Below are 15,504 nucleotides of genomic sequence, written 5' to 3'. Positions count from 1 at the left end.
CCTTTTTCCCAGATTAATTCAGCTTTCTAAAAGACCGAAAAACCTCTCCCGTTTTTGCCTGCAGGAGAGGCTTAAAAGCTGCTATTTTGCCATTTTTCGTTCTAATTTATATATTTCTTTTTCGTTTTCAATCTGTTTACGGGCATAATAGGACATGTCAGATTCAATGTTGTCGAGTTGAGCTTCAGTTTTAGTTCTGTATTCGCTAAGCCCTCCAACCTGATCAAATGTAGCATTAACTCTCTTCTCTATCCGGGACAGAGTTTCATTGGTCTCACTTCTAAAATTATTGAATTCCCCCCTGAAGTTTGAAAGGTTAACTTCCAGGCTATCAACTCGGGAATCTAGAGCAGCAACTTTAGAATCTAATTTACTAACTTTAGAATCTAATTTACTAACTTTAGAATCTAATTTACTAACTTTAGAATCTAATTTATCAAATCGATCAGATAACTTATCCACTTTAGTATCCAATTTATCAAACTTAGAATCCATTCTGTCAACTTTAGTATCCAGATCTTCAAGTTTAGAAAGGATTAAATTTAAAGTTTTATCTTCAGCCACCTCATTTTCACTCTCCTTCCTACCTGTTCTCCATAAACTTTTAAAATCTATATCAATTTATTATTTACTAAGTTTATTATATTACTTTGAAGATTAATTGGCAAGGAAATGGAAAGATAAATAAGGCTTGAAATTTTTTTATAGTTTAATAATAAAAAAATAAATTGCAATCCAGCCAGGATTAATTTTGGTAAAAATTGGTTCGGTAAACGGTAGTTGCACGTTTTAAACCAGTCCCAGCACCAGCTTAACTGATTCTTCAAGGCTCAATTTTTCAGTATCCACTACCAGATCAGGATTTTCCGGCTCCTCATAAGGAGCAGATATCCCGGTGAAGTTTTCGATCTCACCTTTTTTGGCCTTTTCGTAGAGTCCTTTGGGATCTCGTTCAGCACAGGCCTCCACACTGGCTTTAACATAAATTTCTTTAAAATTTTCTGCTCCTGCAGCCTGACGGGCAGCTTCTCTGCCGGCGCGGTAGGGAGAAATAAAAGAAGCCAGGGTAATTAAGCCGGCATCAGCAAATAAAGCAGCCACCTCACCGATCCGGCGGATGTTCTCCTCTCTGTCCTCAGCTGTAAAACCGAGATCCTTATTTAAACCAAAGCGCAGGTTGTCACCATCAAGGCGGTAGGAGGCTTTAGCTCTTCGGTAAAGCTTCTTTTCTACCTCAACAGCAATGGTAGATTTACCGGAGCCCGAAAGTCCGGTAAACCAGAGAACCATTCCCTGCTGCCCTAAAAGTTCCTCCCGGGCAGCCTTATCAATTTCACCTAAATGCCACTTAATGTTATCTACCATGGTCTAAAGATAATCCCCCTGTCCTGTAACAGGCCTTTAATCTGAGCTGAAACTTCAGCTTCTGAAGTAAACTCCGGAATATGGAGGTCAAACTCTAAATCAGTTGTCACTCTATCTCCGAGCCAGACTATCTCGATCTGCTGTGGGTTAACTGTTGTTTTGATCAGCTCTAAATCGGACTGGCTCAGCTCAACAGCTGTTACAACTAAAATAGCTCCTGCATCGAGCATTAAGTGAGAAACCTCAGCCAGACGGCGCAGATGTTCTTCTTTATTGTTATCATTATTTCCATTTTTAATATCAGCATCAACACCATAGAGGAGGTTACCAATACCGAGGAAGTAGACTACCTTACCGTCATTAAACAATCTCTTCTCCAGGGCTTTAGCAGTTGGCTTTTTACCAACATCCTCTTCTCCAGTAATCAAGATTAGAGTTGATTTCTGATTATACTTTTCTGCTCTATCTTCACGGCTGATTAAGGACTGTTCCCAGTTGTAGTTACGGCGCATTACCTTTTCTCGAACCCAGCTCTGCTCATCTTCCATAGCTTCAGAGATAATTCCACCACCGGCAATCTCAAAGTCATCGACAACTACAAAGCGGCTGGTCTCTTCAATCTCTCCGGCCAGATCAAAAGCCATCGCCCGATCAAGTTTAAAGACAACCTCAGCCACATCGTGGCGCTCAATCTTTTCTTTGGCTTCATCCTGATTTAAGTTGGAAGCATCAATTACTCTGTTGATTTTTTCCAGACGGGCCTTAACTTTAGTTGTTCCAAGTTTTAGATGATAGACCTTATCCTTAACTAAATCCTGGCGGGCCAGCCAGAAAAGATTGGCCTTGATTCTTGCTGAAACTTTAGGCTCAGCTTCATCAGCTCGGGAAGCTAATTCCCCGCGGGTAATATATATCTGCTCATCCAGGGTAAAACCGGTTGCTTTACCGACCTTAACCTTATGCTGTTTATCTTCTTTAAAACCTTCTATTGTCTTAACAGTACTCTTTTTACCGGAAGGATAGAAAACAACTTCATCACCGACATTTAATTCACCAGCTGCCACTGTTCCAGCAACTATCCGGCGGTCATCTCCACCTTTGGTAAATTTATAGACATCCTGAACCGGCATTCTGTAGGGTTTATTGTGAGGCAGGGCAGCATTTTCGAAGCTGTCCAGCTGCTCTAAAACAGTTTTACCTTCAAACCAGGGCATGTTTTCTGATCTGTCAGCTACATTATCTCCAAGCATTCCGCTGACCGGGATAAAGCGCTCTGCTTCCAGTCCAATTTCAGCCAGAAAGTCTGTATATTCTTCTACAATCTGATTATATGTATTCTCATCATAATCAACCAAATCCATCTTATTTACCACTACTGCAATCTGTTTGATGCCGAGCATCGAGAGCATATAGCCGTGGCGGCGGGAGTTTTCTTTAACTCCTTCGGATGCATCGATTACCAGTAAAGCAGCTTCTGCTCTGGCGGCTCCGGTTACCATATTTTTTAGAAATTCAATATGACCCGGGGCATCTAAAATTATATACTGCCTCATATCTGTCTGAAAAAAGACCCTTGCCGAATCAATAGTAATTCCCTGTGCCTGCTCATCTTTTAGTGCATCAAGTAAAAAAGCATATTCAAAAGGCTTGGAATTTTTGCGGCAGGTCTCCTTTACCTGTTCTAATTTGCCGTCCGGCAGAGAATCTGTATCTGCCAGCATTCTACCAATGATTGTACTTTTACCGTGGTCAACATGGCCTGCAATTACTAAATTTAAGTCCTGTTCTCCTGTTTTATTATTCATCACTACCTCCTACATATATCCGTCTTTGCGCAGTTCTTCTAAACCGCCACCATCTTCTTTATCCTGGGCTCTGCCGTCTCGCTCAGCGATATTGGCAAATTTACCTGTTTTAAGCTCTTCTACTACCTCATCAACTGTGGAGGCTGTAGATTCTACCGGCTCAGTACAGGGAGCACAGCCTAAAGAGCGATAGCGTTTACCTTCACCCTGGTCAAAATATAGAGAGACCATTGGTATCTTTTCGCGCTGAATATATTCCCAGACATCAAGCTCAGTCCAGTCTAAAAGGGGATGAATTCTAACATGGGTACCGGGAGCAAAATCTGTCTTGTACTGATCCCAGAATTCTGGCGGCTGATCGCCAATATCCCAGTCATTGTTGCGGTCCCGGGGAGAAAAATATCTCTCTTTGGAACGGGAACCTTCCTCATCTGCTCTGGCACCAACAATTACCCCTGTGTAGGGTTCACGATTGCTGTCCAGCTCGTATTCGTCCTTATTATGATTGTATCTGTAGCGGCGCCAGTTACCATTTAAGGTATTTTTAAGGGCAGCTGTTTTTAAGCGGCCGCAGCATTCTAAGTGAGTTGCTTTCCCATTAGGAAAGGTATCTCCTGCTGCCAGTGTTTCTTCATCCTGGCCGTAAATCATATCCAGATTCCACTCTTTTGCCAGCTTATCCCGGTGTTCAATCATCTCGGGAATCATGTAGCTGGTATCAATATGTACCAGTGGAATTGGAACATGTCCAAAAAACGCCTTCCTGGCCAGCCAGAGCATAACTGTTGAGTCCTTACCAACTGACCACAGCATACAGATATTATTAAATTCACTGTACGCTTCTCTTAAAATATGAATACTTCTGCTTTCTAATTTGTCTAAATGATCCAAAATTGACCCTCCTTGTCTATCTAAGTACCGGGTACCTGGAAATTATTAGTAATACCCGATATGATAATCACTCAAATGTCGAATAATATCGAATTCTTGAGCTTTAACGACTTAATTTCAATTAATTAGATTTTATCAAAAGTTGACCCTAAAAACAAGACTTATCTAAAAAGAGCAGCCCCTTGAAAAAAGGAAACTGCTCCTTATATTTAAGTTTAAAATTACCTTATTATCATTTTATAATTTTTAGATACTATTGAGCTTTTTCTCATCCTTTTCTGTACTCGAGTTTTTCAGCTGATCAATTTTCATTGCCAGTTTGCCCTGTTCCAGGCTCAGGCGGGCAGTTTGATCGTGAATCTTATTAATTGTATAATTCAGCTCATCAAGTTGATTACTGTGTTTTTTTAATGTTTTATTGATATTAAAGAATTTAATATCCTGTTCTGCAAGAACATTATCCAGCTTATCAAAGCGCTGATCATGTTCAGCTAATTTCGTTTCAATACTGTTAAATCGTTGATCAACCTGATCGAAACGCTTATCATGATCATCAAGCCGTTTATCTATCTGATCGAATCGCTTATCGTGATCATCAAGTCGTTTGTCTATCTGGTCAAAGCGCTTATCGATTTGTTCAAATTTATTATCCAAACTCTTATCAAGCTGGTCAAAACGGCTAACAAGCATCTCTAAAATTTTAGCTTCTGACATCTGATTCACCTGCCCTTCTTCCTAATCTCCATGTGCATTTACTATACCGCATATTGATCCTGGTTGGCAAATAATATTTGGTCTGATTTTTAAGGAAGGCTGACGGTTGAAAAAGAGTCATGTTAAAAGAGTTTCGCCAATTAATATTTCAGGACTGCTCCACTTCGTATAATATAATTTAAATTTCAACTTCAATTTCAATTTCCTGAGGCTGCTCATCCTGAATAAAATAGGCTCTAAAATCTTCCTGTTCCTGCTGCAGAGAAATTATTAAATAGATAGCTTCTTTATAATTAGCCATTTCAATATCTTCCTGAGAAGGTCGAGCTGGTGAATGAGGATGAGAATGAAATACTGAAATCAAATCGAGCTCATTTTCTCTCATATCTTTAAAAACATCAAATTGCTCTTCCGGCTCCATCAGATAATGTTCGGGACTGTTTTTGGTGTTTTCCATTAAATAAACCTTTGTTGAAAAATATTTCCCTGCATCCTGATCAATAATCCCCGCTATAATTCCACAGGCTTCTACCGGTTTATGCTGCCGCGAATACTCTAAAATCTTTTGATAATCTTCTTTTTTGAGAATTAATTTTGACATTGACTTCCTCCTTTGCAGTGCTTATGCCTCTGCCTGCTGGTGCAGATTACAGCTTAATTCATATTCCATCAGCTCTGTTATTACCGGCTCTTCACCACAGACATCACACTTTTTACTTCTTTTGACCTCAACTTCTCTAAAGGAAAGATCCTTTGCATCATAAACTAACATTCTGCCGACAAGTGGTCTGCCAATCCCGGTAATCAGCTTTAAAACTTCTGTTGCCTGCAGGGTTCCAATTGTACCGGCAATTGCTCCCAGAACTCCAGCTTCCTGACAGCTCGGGATCGCACCTTCTTTTGGCGGTTCAGCAAAAATACAGCGGTAGCAGGGTCCCTCTCCCGGCATAATAGTTGTCAGCTGACCTGAAAACTGCAGAATCCCGGCCTCAACCAGCGGTTTTTCGGCCATTACACAGGCATCATTTAAAAGATAGCGGGTGGGAAAATTATCGACACCATCCACTATAATGTCATAATCGGCAATAATCGACTCCACATTATCCTTATTTAGATACTGATTATATATTTTTACCTCAACATTTGGATTCATAGCTTCCAGTTTTTCGCGGGCCGATTCGACCTTGGGCCGGCCTGTATCCTCAGTTGTATGAAGAATCTGCCGCTGGAGATTTGTCAGATCTACATGGTCGCTGTCAACCAGACCTAAAGTTCCAACACCGGCAGCTGCCAGATAAAAGGCAACAGGAGAACCAAGTCCTCCTGCTCCAACTACCAGTACTTTAGCTTCTTTAATCTTCTGCTGGCCTGTACCTCCCAGGTCCTTTAGAATAATATGGCGGCTGTAGCGCTCAATTTCTTCTTCAGTTAAATCAAAAGCCCCTCCTCCCATAAAAAATATGTATTCAATATTGTCACCTGACTCAAGATCTCTTTCTGCCAGTTCTCCCTGGGGAACCATGGCCTCATTTAATTTGACAACAGTCACCTCAGGATCGACCTCCAGCTCAGCCAGCAGCTCAGCCAGATTCAACCCCTCTCTAATCTCTTTTTCTTCTCCATTAACAGTAATATTTATGCTCATTTATTGTCCTCCTTTAATTATCGGTACCATTTTATAGGTACCAGGTACAAAAAGGCCTTTTTGTACCTGGTACAAGTGAAATATTTCTCTTTAACCTGGCACTAACCAGTTTTGTATACTTTTCTGCTTCCATCTTCTCTGTCAAAAATCCAGATTGAACGCTTATTTTTCTGCTGAACTTTTAACTCTGTTCCCCGGCCTCCAACTTCCTCGGGCAGGTAAAGACTAATGGCATTGCGGGGACAGGCTTTAACACAGGCTGCACAATCCCAGCATTCTTCGGGTCTTATAATTTTTGCTTTTTTTCCCTGTTTCGAAATCAAACTACCGGGACAGATTCTCTCACAGCGACCCTGATTGTAATCAGGACAGCCATCACAGATGTTTTTATCAATTTTAACTGCCATTAACACTTCACTCTCCTTTTTGAAATTAAGGCTCATTTATAAATCATATAATTCTTTAGGTCATATGCTTCTTTATTAATTGCTTAGAGATTATATTCAAGATAAAAATCAGCTTGATCATAGTCTTTGAATGCCGCATAATCCCCTAAACTTTTATATTTTCTTTCGATAATTTCAAGCTCATTATTTTCAGTTCTTAGTCTGGAATTAACAAATTTCCGCCATTCTTTTTTTCGATCCGGAAAATCAACCCGACTCTGATATCCGGGCCAGCGAGTCTCCTTACGGTAAAGCAGATGCTCAACTAATACTTCGGCAACTTCAATTCTTTCAATCACTTCCTGAACAGCCAGCAGCTCGCGGGAAGTATCGGCTTTTAAATTCACAGTTTCAGCCTTCAATTCATTCAATTTTCTTCTCGCCATAAGCAGTTTTTCAGCTTCCAGTCTATAATACTGGCTTCTACCACCAGCATAAATTTCCATAATCTGCTGCAGCTTATCTTCCAGCACCTCAGCTTCCAGTCCTTCTTCTCTATTAAGAAAACTGGAAACTCGATTATATTCATTAGCAATTAACTCGGTTATATTTAATTCTAAAAAATTTTGCGGCAGCTTTTTTAATTCCTCAACTGCTGATCTGGCTGCTATTTCTCCTTCAACAAATGCTCCGGTGACATATTTTTTTGGGGCACCTCCGGCAACATCGCCGGCTGCATAAAGGCCCGGGAGTGTTGTACGGCGATTTGAATCAATCCAATAACCTGACTGACAGTGCCCACCAACAATATATGGTTCTGTTCCTTCTATCTCTACCTTAAGTTCCGATAAGTCTAAATCTTGATCTTCCCACTTTAAGACCATTCCCGGACACATGCCCAGTAATGAGCGGGCTAATTTTTCCTTTTTATCCAGATCTAAATGACCGAGATCAAGATAACAGGGGCCTCTCCCCTTTCTATTTTCTTCAACTGTAGCGAAAAGCCTCAAAGAAGTGGTGATTCTGCTGAATTTTTTTAGATATTCCTCTCCCTGAGAGTTGATCTGTCTGCCCCCGGCAAAGGCAAAGCTGCCGGTAGGTGCGATCACATCTTTTACTCGTAATGCCACAAAACGCATCTCAAAAGTTGTCATCTCAGCACCTGCCCTAATTCCCATTGCATAACCGGCACCTGTATTAAAGGGAGGATACCACATCTTATGTTTGGCCTGCCCCCGGTTATTTGGCTTATAAATCCCTGCCGCACCGCCTGTGGTACAGATTACCACTTTAGCCTTAATTGTATAAAATTTGTCTTCCTTTAAATTTAGAGCAAAAACTCCGCAGACTCTATTATCCTGGACAATATAGTTTAGAGCAGCTGTTTTATTTAAAATTCTAATTCTACTTTTTCTAACTTTTCTGGCCAAAATAGGTTTAAAATTTTCACCATTAATTTTGATACTGCGGGAACTTCTTTTTAAATAATTACCATCCTCATCTTTTAAAATTTCAAGTCCCCAGCTTTCAACTTCTTCGGTCACCCTGTTTAGGCCCTGGCCGATAGAATAGACCAGGTCATCCCGAACCAGCCCATAAGAATCATCTTTAACATAGTGCAGATAGGACCCTGGAGTCTCACCCGGATTCAGATAGGCGTTGATGGCATTTATACCTGCTGCCAGACAGCCGCTGCGGTCAATATGGGCCTTTTCTATTACTGTAATATCCAGTTCTGGATCTTCCCGACGGGCAGTAACTGCAGCATATGAGCCGGCTGCTCCACCTCCAACTATAAGCAGGTCTGTTTTTAAAACTTCCTTCTTCATTTTTCCCTCCTTACAGCTTTTCCAGTGCCTGACTGAAGTCTTCGATAATATCTCTGGCACTTTCAATTCCTACCGAAACTCTAATCAAAGCCGGAGTGACTCCAAGAACTCTTTTTTCTGATTCTGAAAGTTTGTGATAGATAGTTGAAGCCGGATGAATTACAAGAGTTCTCAAGCCACCCAAATTGGAAAGATTTTTGGCAATCTTCAGCTCATTAATTACTTTAAAAGCCTCTTTTTTACTCCCGACTTCAAAAGTCAAAAGCCCACCAAAATGATTATTAAACTGCTCGGCTGCCAGCTGATGGTATGGATTTGACTTAAGCCCCGGATAATTCACCCCTTTGATTGCCGAATTAGAATCAAAAAATCGGGCCAGTTCTAATGCATTAGAACAGTGTTTTTCCATCCGCAGCGCCAGAGTTTCAACCCCCAGATTATTAAGATAGGAATTAAAAGGACTTGCACAGGGACCCAGATTACGAAATATATCCTGACGCAGTCTGGCCAGATAGGCAAAGGGACCAAATTTTAAATAATCTGCCAGCAGCGGATTGTCACTTTCAGCCCAATTAAAATTGCCTGTATCAACAACAGCTCCTCCGATAGAATTGGAGCTGCCATTGATAAATTTTGAAGTTGAATGAACTACTACATCAACTCCATACTCCTTAGCCTGAAAAAGATAAGGGGTCATTAGAGTATTGTCCAGGATCAGGGGTAATCCATGCTGGTGAGCAATTTCTGCTATTTTTTTAATGTTTGGAATATCCAGCTTTGGATTTCCCACCGTTTCGATATAAATTAGTTTTGTTTTGGGGTTAATAGCCTGCTGATACTGCTCTAACTCAGTTGTCTCTACAAAATTACATTTAACACCCCAGTCTTTAAGATTATCCTTAAAAAAACTGTAGGTCCCACCAAAAAGACTATTCCCGGCCACAATCTCATCACCGGCTTCAACTAGTGCTAAGACAGCCGCGGCAATAGCAGCCATCCCGGAAGCTGTGCTTAAAGCTCCAATTCCATTTTCCAGCTCTTTCATCTTTTCTTCAAATTCATTATTGCTGGGGTTTCCTACCCGAGTGTAATTATAGCCCTGAGCCTGACCTGCAAATACTTTTTCCAGTTCTTCTGCTGTTTCATATTCGAAGGCATTTGTCTGATAAATTGCTCTGTTTACAGCTCCATATTCATTTCTGTTATTAGATAATAATAATCTGGTTTCAAATTGATATTCTCTACTCATCTTCTCACTCCTTTAAAATACTAGGCTTTCTTTACCCGCAGTAAGTAGTAGCCTTCTTCCTGCTTTTCTTTTTTTAGTATCTGATGGTCTTCATTTTCTAAACTCCCGGGAACATTTTTTATTGGCTCTCCTGAATCAAGATAAAAATCTACTATTTCACCTGACGGCAGCGGCTCCAAAAATAGTTTTGCTTTCACAAAATTAATAGGACATTTAACTCCTCTTAAGTCTTTAAGTCTAAATTCTTCCTGTAAGTTATTATCTTCATTTTCACTATTTCCAGCTGCCTGTTTTTCCTTTCCTCTGCTTTCTTTTTCAGCAGCTTCAGCTTGAGCTGCTTTGGAAATTGTAAATTCCAGACTGGAATTTAGAGAATTAAAAAGTGCCTTTACTCTTTCAATCAGGGCCAGTATCTGCTCACTCTGAGTTGAAAGTTCTTTTAGGTCACCCAGGCGATAATCAAGAGCAGAATCCAGAAGACTCTCTGCGGAAGCGGCAGCCCAGTTAGAATCAATAAATTTTTCTTTAAATTCTTTAATGATTATTCTATCTTTTTCAGTATCAACTCCACGGACAATTAATAATGAGCGAGCTGCAGCAATTATGGCCTGATATAAGCTGTCACTATCTTTATTAGCAATTCCTTTCTGATATGCTTTTTCTGCCCGGTTGAGATCAAGTTTTACAATTTCAATTACTCCGGTGCCGCATTCTCCTGGACCTCTACCAGCCAGAGAAAAGTCTTCAGCCTGACCCCAGTCTTTATAAAAATCAGGTTCAGAGCTATAGGCAGGAATCTCAGTATACTCCTCAGCAAGAGCTGTTATTATTTCCAGACCACCACTGCTTAGATACTGATTGAAAGCTTCCAAACTGTAATCTTTTTGCTCGGCCAGGGTTTCTGCAGTCCGAGCTAAAAAAGAGGGAATTCTTCTGGCCGGAAGGTCAACTGTTCTCCTGGCATAAATGGTATTAGCTTCACTCACCTCAGCTCCCAGCAGCAGGGTATAATAGGGAATCAGTCTGCCGTTTTCTCGTTTAGCTTTACCTTCAAAGGCGATTTTTCCTATATGATGCTGGCCACAGGAGTTAGGGCAGCCGCTGATATAAATCTGGGGTAAAAGTTTTCTAATATCCTCATCCAGATTTAAAAGCTCTTCTCTAATTGCTTCTGCCAGATTGGGGGAATGACAGAGACCAAGTCTGCAGGTAGATGCTCCTTTACAGGCTACTGCAGAAAGTGCTCGGGAATCAAGCCAGCTATAATTGATATTCCTCAGCTCTGATTTTATTTTCTTCAGCTGAGCAGTATCAATTCCTCTAAGCAGAATCCCCTGCTGATTGGTAGTCCTTAAGTTTAAGTGATATTTTTTGCTGAGCTCAATTAAATCTATCACTTCCTGATAATTCATATCTCCTTTAAGGGGATTTAATTCCAGGATAGGAGAATCTTTTACAGGTTCTATTTTTTGCCGGTAATAATTAAGATCAATAAATTCCAGCTCTCCCTTTTCTGCTGCTTCTAATACTTCTTTATAGTAATCAAAAAATAATTCTCTAAATTTATCCTCGCCAAAACGACGGCGAACAAAACGAAGACGCGCCTGATGTCTGTTGCTTCGGTCTCCATAGCGGTCAAATAATCTTTTAATTGCTTCAGCAACTGCAAAAATTTTATCTTCGGTTACAAAGTCTATTAATTTAAAAGCCACTGCCGGCTTATTTCCCATCCCACCAGCTGCATAAACCTTAAAACCGCGTTTCCCATTTTTGAATGCTGCAATAAAACCAAGATCATTGACTGTTGCCAGTCCTTTATCTTTGTTGCTTACCGAAAAGGCAATCTTGTATTTTCGGGGAAGATTAAAGGATGAACGGGATGATAGTAAATATTCACTCAGGGCCAGGCAGTGAGGGGTTGTATCAAAACTGCCCTCTGGATCAACCCCTGCTGCAGGAGAATTCATAATGTTACGGACTGTGTTCCCGCCACCACCACGGGGGCTTAGTCCAGTTGCTAAAAGTTTATCTAAAATTTCTGCACTCTTCTCTATTTCGACCTGATGGATCTGAATATCCTGCCGGGTTGTAAAATGTAAATAACCAACTCCATACTCTTTACTCAACTCAGCCAGAAGCTGCAGCTGGTCCACTGTTAAAAATCCGCCCGGAACCCTGACTCTAACCATATATTTTTCTTTTTTGAAATCACCGCGCTGACCGTAAACTCCCATTGGTACTCGATGTCCCTTAAATCTTTCTGCCGACAGATCACCTGCCAGAAACTGCTCTAAACTACTCTTGAATTTTTCCGTATCTTCTTTGATCGACTCTGGAATTTTAAAAATATTTTCAGTCAACAGATTCACCTCTCATATACCTATTTTAATTTATATGTCAATCCCTATAGATTTGTTCGGTTTTAGCTTAAAGTTATGATACCTTATTAGTTCCCGGATGTCAATAATATTTGTAAAATAATTTACATTTTAATTTTAAGTTTTAGAAATCTCGCTCAAAGCCTTGTCGAAAATATATGAGGCAAAGTCATCATAGTGGGCAGGATGATTAAGAATTTTATAATTTAAACCCGTAAGTTCTACCTCCAATTTTTCCAGCCGCTGTGGTAAGTCCTGGCAGAGATGATAGCCTGCAAAGATAAAGAGAGGCAAAATATCGAGGTTTTTAATCCCATTTTGATAGAGACTCTGTACAGTTTTTTCTAACTGAGGATCGGCAAATTCCAGGAAAGCCGCTGCAATCTCAAAATAATTTTCTTTATTTGTCCTGTCATCTGGTACTTCTCCCTTTTCCCTGGCTATATTTTGATTAATCTTTTTTATTTTAGCAAGTAATGACTTTATTTCCTGACTACTTTTTTTGCTCTTACTACCGTGACAGACTATTACTAATGCTTTTCCCATTATAATTCAGCCTTTATTTTTTTCAGAGCCTGGTAATTGGCAGATATTGTTTTCTCCAGATCCTCTTCACTTAAAGCCAGTGAAATAAAATTGGCCTCATATTGAGAGGGTGGTAAATAAATACCCTGTTCAATCATTGCCTTAAAATAGGCCGCAAATAATTTTTGCCTGCAGCTTTTAACATCCTGATAATTTTTAACTTTTTTGGCTCTAAAAAACAGAGTGAACATAGACCCAACCCGATTAAAGTAGGCAGGAAAACCAAGTTCTTCGATATTCTTTTTAAATCCTGCTTCCAATTTTTCTCCTTTTGCTTCCAGCTCTGAATATACCTTCTTATTTTTTAATTCTTTTAAAGTAGCAAGCCCTGCCTGCATGGCCATTGGATTTCCGGACAGGGTTCCAGCCTGATAAACCGGACCAACAGGAGAAACATAGTCCATGATTTCTTTCCTGCCGGCATAAGCACCAACTGGCATTCCCCCACCGATAATTTTACCAAAAGTACTTAAATCGGCCTCAATGCCATAGAGTTCCTGTGCTCCGCCGCGGGCAAGGCGAAAACCTGTCATTACCTCATCAAAAATCAAAAGAGCTTCATTTTTACGGGTGATCTGACGCAGATATTCCAGATAACCTGGCTCAGGAGCGATAACTCCCATATTTCCGGTCACCGGTTCCAGGATAACTGCTGCAATCTCAGATCCATATTCTGCAAAAACTTTTTCTGCAGCTTCTCGATCATTATAGGGTACTACTATAGTTTCTTTAGCAATACTTTCGGTAACTCCAGGACTGCCTTTGATCCCTAAAGTTGCCACGCCAGAACCTGCATCAACTAAAAGACTGTCTCCATGCCCGTGATAGCAGCCTTCCAGTTTGACTATTTTGTCTCTACCTGTATAACCACGAGCCAGCCTGATCGCACTCATCGTGGCTTCTGTACCTGAATTAACCATCCGCACCTTATCAACAGCCGGGTAAAAATCTGCTATCAACTCTGCAATTTCTGTCTCAACTTCAGTTGGCGCCCCAAAACTTGTCCCTTTTTTAAGTTGTTTTTTTAATTTTTTCTGCACCTGGGGTGGATTATAGCCCAGAATCATCGGTCCCCAGGAGTTAACATAATCTAAATATTTGTTGCCGTCAATGTCGTAGAGATAGGCTCCCTCTCCTCTTTCAATAAAAATAGGATCCATCTCAACTGCAGAAAAAGCTCTGGCAGGACTGTTGACCCCACCGGGGATTACCCTCTCTGCTTTTTTAAAAGCTTTAGCTGATTTTTTTCTTTCCTTATCCATTAAAATCACTCCCTAGCTGATATTCTTAAACTTAAATAAAATATTTATATTTAACCTGCCAAATAAAATTAGCTGCTGCTCATCTTAAATTACTCCTTAAGCCAGCCAGCAGCACTGTCCGCCCAGTAGGTAATTATTATATCTGCCCCCGCTCTTTTGATCGAAGTCAAAATTTCCAGGGCCACACTTTTTTCATCCAGCCAGCCCTTTTCTGCTGCCGCTTTTACCATCGCATATTCACCACTTACATTATAGGCAGCAACCGGCAGCTTAAAATTATCACTGGCCTGCTTAATAATATCCAGGTAGGATAAAGCAGGTTTAACCATAATAATATCTGCTCCTTCTGCAATATCGAGCTCCATCTCTCGTAAAGCCTCATCAGAATTTGCAGCGTCCATCTGATAGCTGCTGCGGTCACCCTCTCCCGGTGCCGAATGAGCAGCATCACGAAAAGGTCCATAAAAGGCAGAATGGTATTTAGCTGAATAAGCCATAATTCCAACTTCCTTAAAGCCATTTTGATCTAAAACCTGACGAATCTTAGCCACCCTTCCATCCATCATATCAGATGGAGCTATTAGATCAGCTCCTGCTTCAGCATGGGAGAGAGCAACTTTTGCCAGTCTTTCTAAAGTTGCATCATTTTTAATTTTTCCCGCTTCTAAAATGCCGCAGTGGCCGTGATCTGTATACTGACATAGGCAGAGGTCAGTAATAACCAGCAGCTCTGGAAACTTCTTTTTTAGTCCTTTAACTGCCTGCTGAACTATTCCATCCTGCTGCCAGGCACTTGAACCCTCTGCATCCTTATATTCGGGTAGTCCAAATAGTATTACTGCTTTAATCCCCAGCTCGACAAGCCTCTGAACTTCCGCTTCCAAATTATCCAGCGATAAATGATAGTTGGCCGGCATTGAAGGAATCTCGTCCCTAATATTTTGACCATTTACTACAAATAGTGGTTTAACAAAATCTGCGGCAGTTAAATTTGTTTCTCTGACTAAATCTCTAATACCTTGAGAACTGCGCAGTCGTCTCGGCCTTATATTTAAATCCATTTTATATAAACCTCCCTTTAGGAATAATATGCTGAAATTGCAGCAAATAGACCTTCTATTGTATATTCAGCTGCCGTTATTTTAACATTAAGTCCGTATTCTTCCGCCTTAGCAGCCGTTACCGGGCCAATACAGGCTGCAGGAATTTCTTCTAACTGCTGCCAGAGCTCTTCTTTTGAAATTGCGGCTGAATTATTCTCCAGATTCTGATTCCTGCTTTTGAGCAGTTTATCTAAACCCACTAGCATTGCATAAAAATATTTAAGCATTGTCAAATTTAAGTTATTGAGAACATATACTATCTACAGAATATTCAGTCACTACCTTATCCTTT

Annotated in this window: 15 protein-coding genes and 1 pseudogene; all 16 read right to left on the bottom strand. The window is 40.4% G+C overall.

Features of this window, described 5'->3' with window-relative positions:
• Positions 1–81: 81 nt before the first annotated feature.
• Entirely contained in the window at positions 82–564 is a 483-nt protein-coding gene (locus C8C76_RS04815; RefSeq protein ID WP_108139156.1) for a hypothetical protein, read from the bottom strand.
• A 225-nt stretch (positions 565–789) separates the two neighbouring features.
• Positions 790–1,365, bottom strand: coding sequence for an adenylyl-sulfate kinase (gene cysC, locus C8C76_RS04810; RefSeq protein ID WP_108139154.1), 576 nt, complete (start codon positions 1,363–1,365; stop codon positions 790–792).
• The gene (locus C8C76_RS04805; RefSeq protein ID WP_108139152.1) at positions 1,359–3,170 is read right to left on the bottom strand and encodes a GTP-binding protein; all 1,812 of its coding nucleotides are present in this window, start codon (positions 3,168–3,170) and stop codon (positions 1,359–1,361) included. The genes cysC and C8C76_RS04805 overlap by 7 nt, the downstream gene beginning before the upstream one ends.
• A gap of 9 nt (positions 3,171–3,179) precedes the next feature.
• Entirely contained in the window at positions 3,180–4,061 is an 882-nt protein-coding gene (cysD, locus tag C8C76_RS04800) for a sulfate adenylyltransferase subunit CysD (RefSeq protein ID WP_108139150.1), read from the bottom strand.
• Positions 4,062–4,307: 246 nt separating this feature from the next.
• The gene (locus C8C76_RS04795; RefSeq protein WP_108139315.1) at positions 4,308–4,775 is read right to left on the bottom strand and encodes a hypothetical protein; all 468 of its coding nucleotides are present in this window, start codon (positions 4,773–4,775) and stop codon (positions 4,308–4,310) included.
• Positions 4,776–4,953: 178 nt separating this feature from the next.
• Complete coding sequence (locus C8C76_RS04790; protein WP_108139148.1) at positions 4,954–5,376, bottom strand: M67 family metallopeptidase; 423 nt, start codon at positions 5,374–5,376, stop codon at positions 4,954–4,956.
• A gap of 21 nt (positions 5,377–5,397) precedes the next feature.
• Entirely contained in the window at positions 5,398–6,228 is an 831-nt protein-coding gene (locus C8C76_RS04785) for a HesA/MoeB/ThiF family protein (protein WP_375135260.1), read from the bottom strand.
• Positions 6,229–6,420: pseudogene (thiS, locus tag C8C76_RS15485) on the bottom strand (sulfur carrier protein ThiS); the annotation flags it as partial. It abuts the gene before it with no gap.
• Between the two features lie 101 nt (positions 6,421–6,521).
• Entirely contained in the window at positions 6,522–6,827 is a 306-nt protein-coding gene (locus C8C76_RS04780; protein WP_108139145.1) for a 4Fe-4S dicluster domain-containing protein, read from the bottom strand.
• A gap of 83 nt (positions 6,828–6,910) precedes the next feature.
• Positions 6,911–8,635 carry an adenylyl-sulfate reductase subunit alpha gene (locus tag C8C76_RS04775; RefSeq protein WP_108139143.1) on the bottom strand — a complete coding sequence of 575 codons (1,725 nt, stop codon included), beginning with the start codon at positions 8,633–8,635 and terminating at the stop codon, positions 6,911–6,913.
• Between the two features lie 10 nt (positions 8,636–8,645).
• Positions 8,646–9,884, bottom strand: a complete 1,239-nt coding sequence (locus C8C76_RS04770; protein WP_108139141.1) for an O-acetylhomoserine aminocarboxypropyltransferase/cysteine synthase family protein — start codon at positions 9,882–9,884, stop codon at positions 8,646–8,648.
• A gap of 20 nt (positions 9,885–9,904) precedes the next feature.
• A complete protein-coding gene (locus tag C8C76_RS04765) occupies positions 9,905–12,253 on the bottom strand; it encodes a sulfurtransferase TusA family protein (protein ID WP_258222422.1) in 2,349 nt (782 codons plus the stop codon).
• 126 nt (positions 12,254–12,379) lie between these two features.
• Entirely contained in the window at positions 12,380–12,808 is a 429-nt protein-coding gene (locus tag C8C76_RS04760; protein ID WP_108139139.1) for a sirohydrochlorin chelatase, read from the bottom strand.
• Positions 12,808–14,109, bottom strand: a complete 1,302-nt coding sequence (gene hemL / locus C8C76_RS04755; protein WP_108139137.1) for a glutamate-1-semialdehyde 2,1-aminomutase — start codon at positions 14,107–14,109, stop codon at positions 12,808–12,810. Before hemL ends, C8C76_RS04760 begins: the two co-directional genes overlap by 1 nt.
• Before the next feature lie 89 nt (positions 14,110–14,198).
• Complete coding sequence (hemB, locus tag C8C76_RS04750) at positions 14,199–15,170, bottom strand: porphobilinogen synthase (RefSeq protein ID WP_108139135.1); 972 nt, start codon at positions 15,168–15,170, stop codon at positions 14,199–14,201.
• A 17-nt stretch (positions 15,171–15,187) separates the two neighbouring features.
• Positions 15,188–15,418 (bottom strand): uroporphyrinogen-III synthase, encoded by a 231-nt coding sequence (locus C8C76_RS04745; protein ID WP_258222421.1) that lies wholly within the window; start codon positions 15,416–15,418, stop codon positions 15,188–15,190.
• Positions 15,419–15,504: the final 86 nt, after the last annotated feature.

This window comes from Halanaerobium saccharolyticum, from assembly GCF_003053565.1.
Lineage (GTDB): Bacteria > Bacillota > Halanaerobiia > Halanaerobiales > Halanaerobiaceae > Halanaerobium > Halanaerobium saccharolyticum_B.
The sequence above is the reverse complement of the archived record's forward strand: the minus strand, read 5'-3'. Positions and strand labels throughout refer to the sequence as shown.

Coding starts and splice junctions, on each gene's coding strand:
- cysC (WP_108139154.1), bottom strand. CDS start 1,365: ATGGTAGATAACATTAAGTGGCATTTAGGTGAAATTGATAAGGCTGCC.
- C8C76_RS04805 (WP_108139152.1), bottom strand. CDS start 3,170: ATGAATAATAAAACAGGAGAACAGGACTTAAATTTAGTAATTGCAGGC.
- C8C76_RS04795 (WP_108139315.1), bottom strand. CDS start 4,775: ATGTCAGAAGCTAAAATTTTAGAGATGCTTGTTAGCCGTTTTGACCAG.
- C8C76_RS04790 (WP_108139148.1), bottom strand. CDS start 5,376: ATGTCAAAATTAATTCTCAAAAAAGAAGATTATCAAAAGATTTTAGAG.
- C8C76_RS04785 (WP_375135260.1), bottom strand. CDS start 6,228: ATGGGAGGAGGGGCTTTTGATTTAACTGAAGAAGAAATTGAGCGCTAC.
- C8C76_RS04780 (WP_108139145.1), bottom strand. CDS start 6,827: ATGGCAGTTAAAATTGATAAAAACATCTGTGATGGCTGTCCTGATTAC.
- C8C76_RS04775 (WP_108139143.1), bottom strand. CDS start 8,635: ATGAAGAAGGAAGTTTTAAAAACAGACCTGCTTATAGTTGGAGGTGGA.
- C8C76_RS04770 (WP_108139141.1), bottom strand. CDS start 9,884: ATGAGTAGAGAATATCAATTTGAAACCAGATTATTATTATCTAATAAC.
- C8C76_RS04760 (WP_108139139.1), bottom strand. CDS start 12,808: ATGGGAAAAGCATTAGTAATAGTCTGTCACGGTAGTAAGAGCAAAAAA.
- hemL (WP_108139137.1), bottom strand. CDS start 14,109: ATGGATAAGGAAAGAAAAAAATCAGCTAAAGCTTTTAAAAAAGCAGAG.
- hemB (WP_108139135.1), bottom strand. CDS start 15,170: ATGGATTTAAATATAAGGCCGAGACGACTGCGCAGTTCTCAAGGTATT.
- C8C76_RS04745 (WP_258222421.1), bottom strand. CDS start 15,418: ATGCTAGTGGGTTTAGATAAACTGCTCAAAAGCAGGAATCAGAATCTG.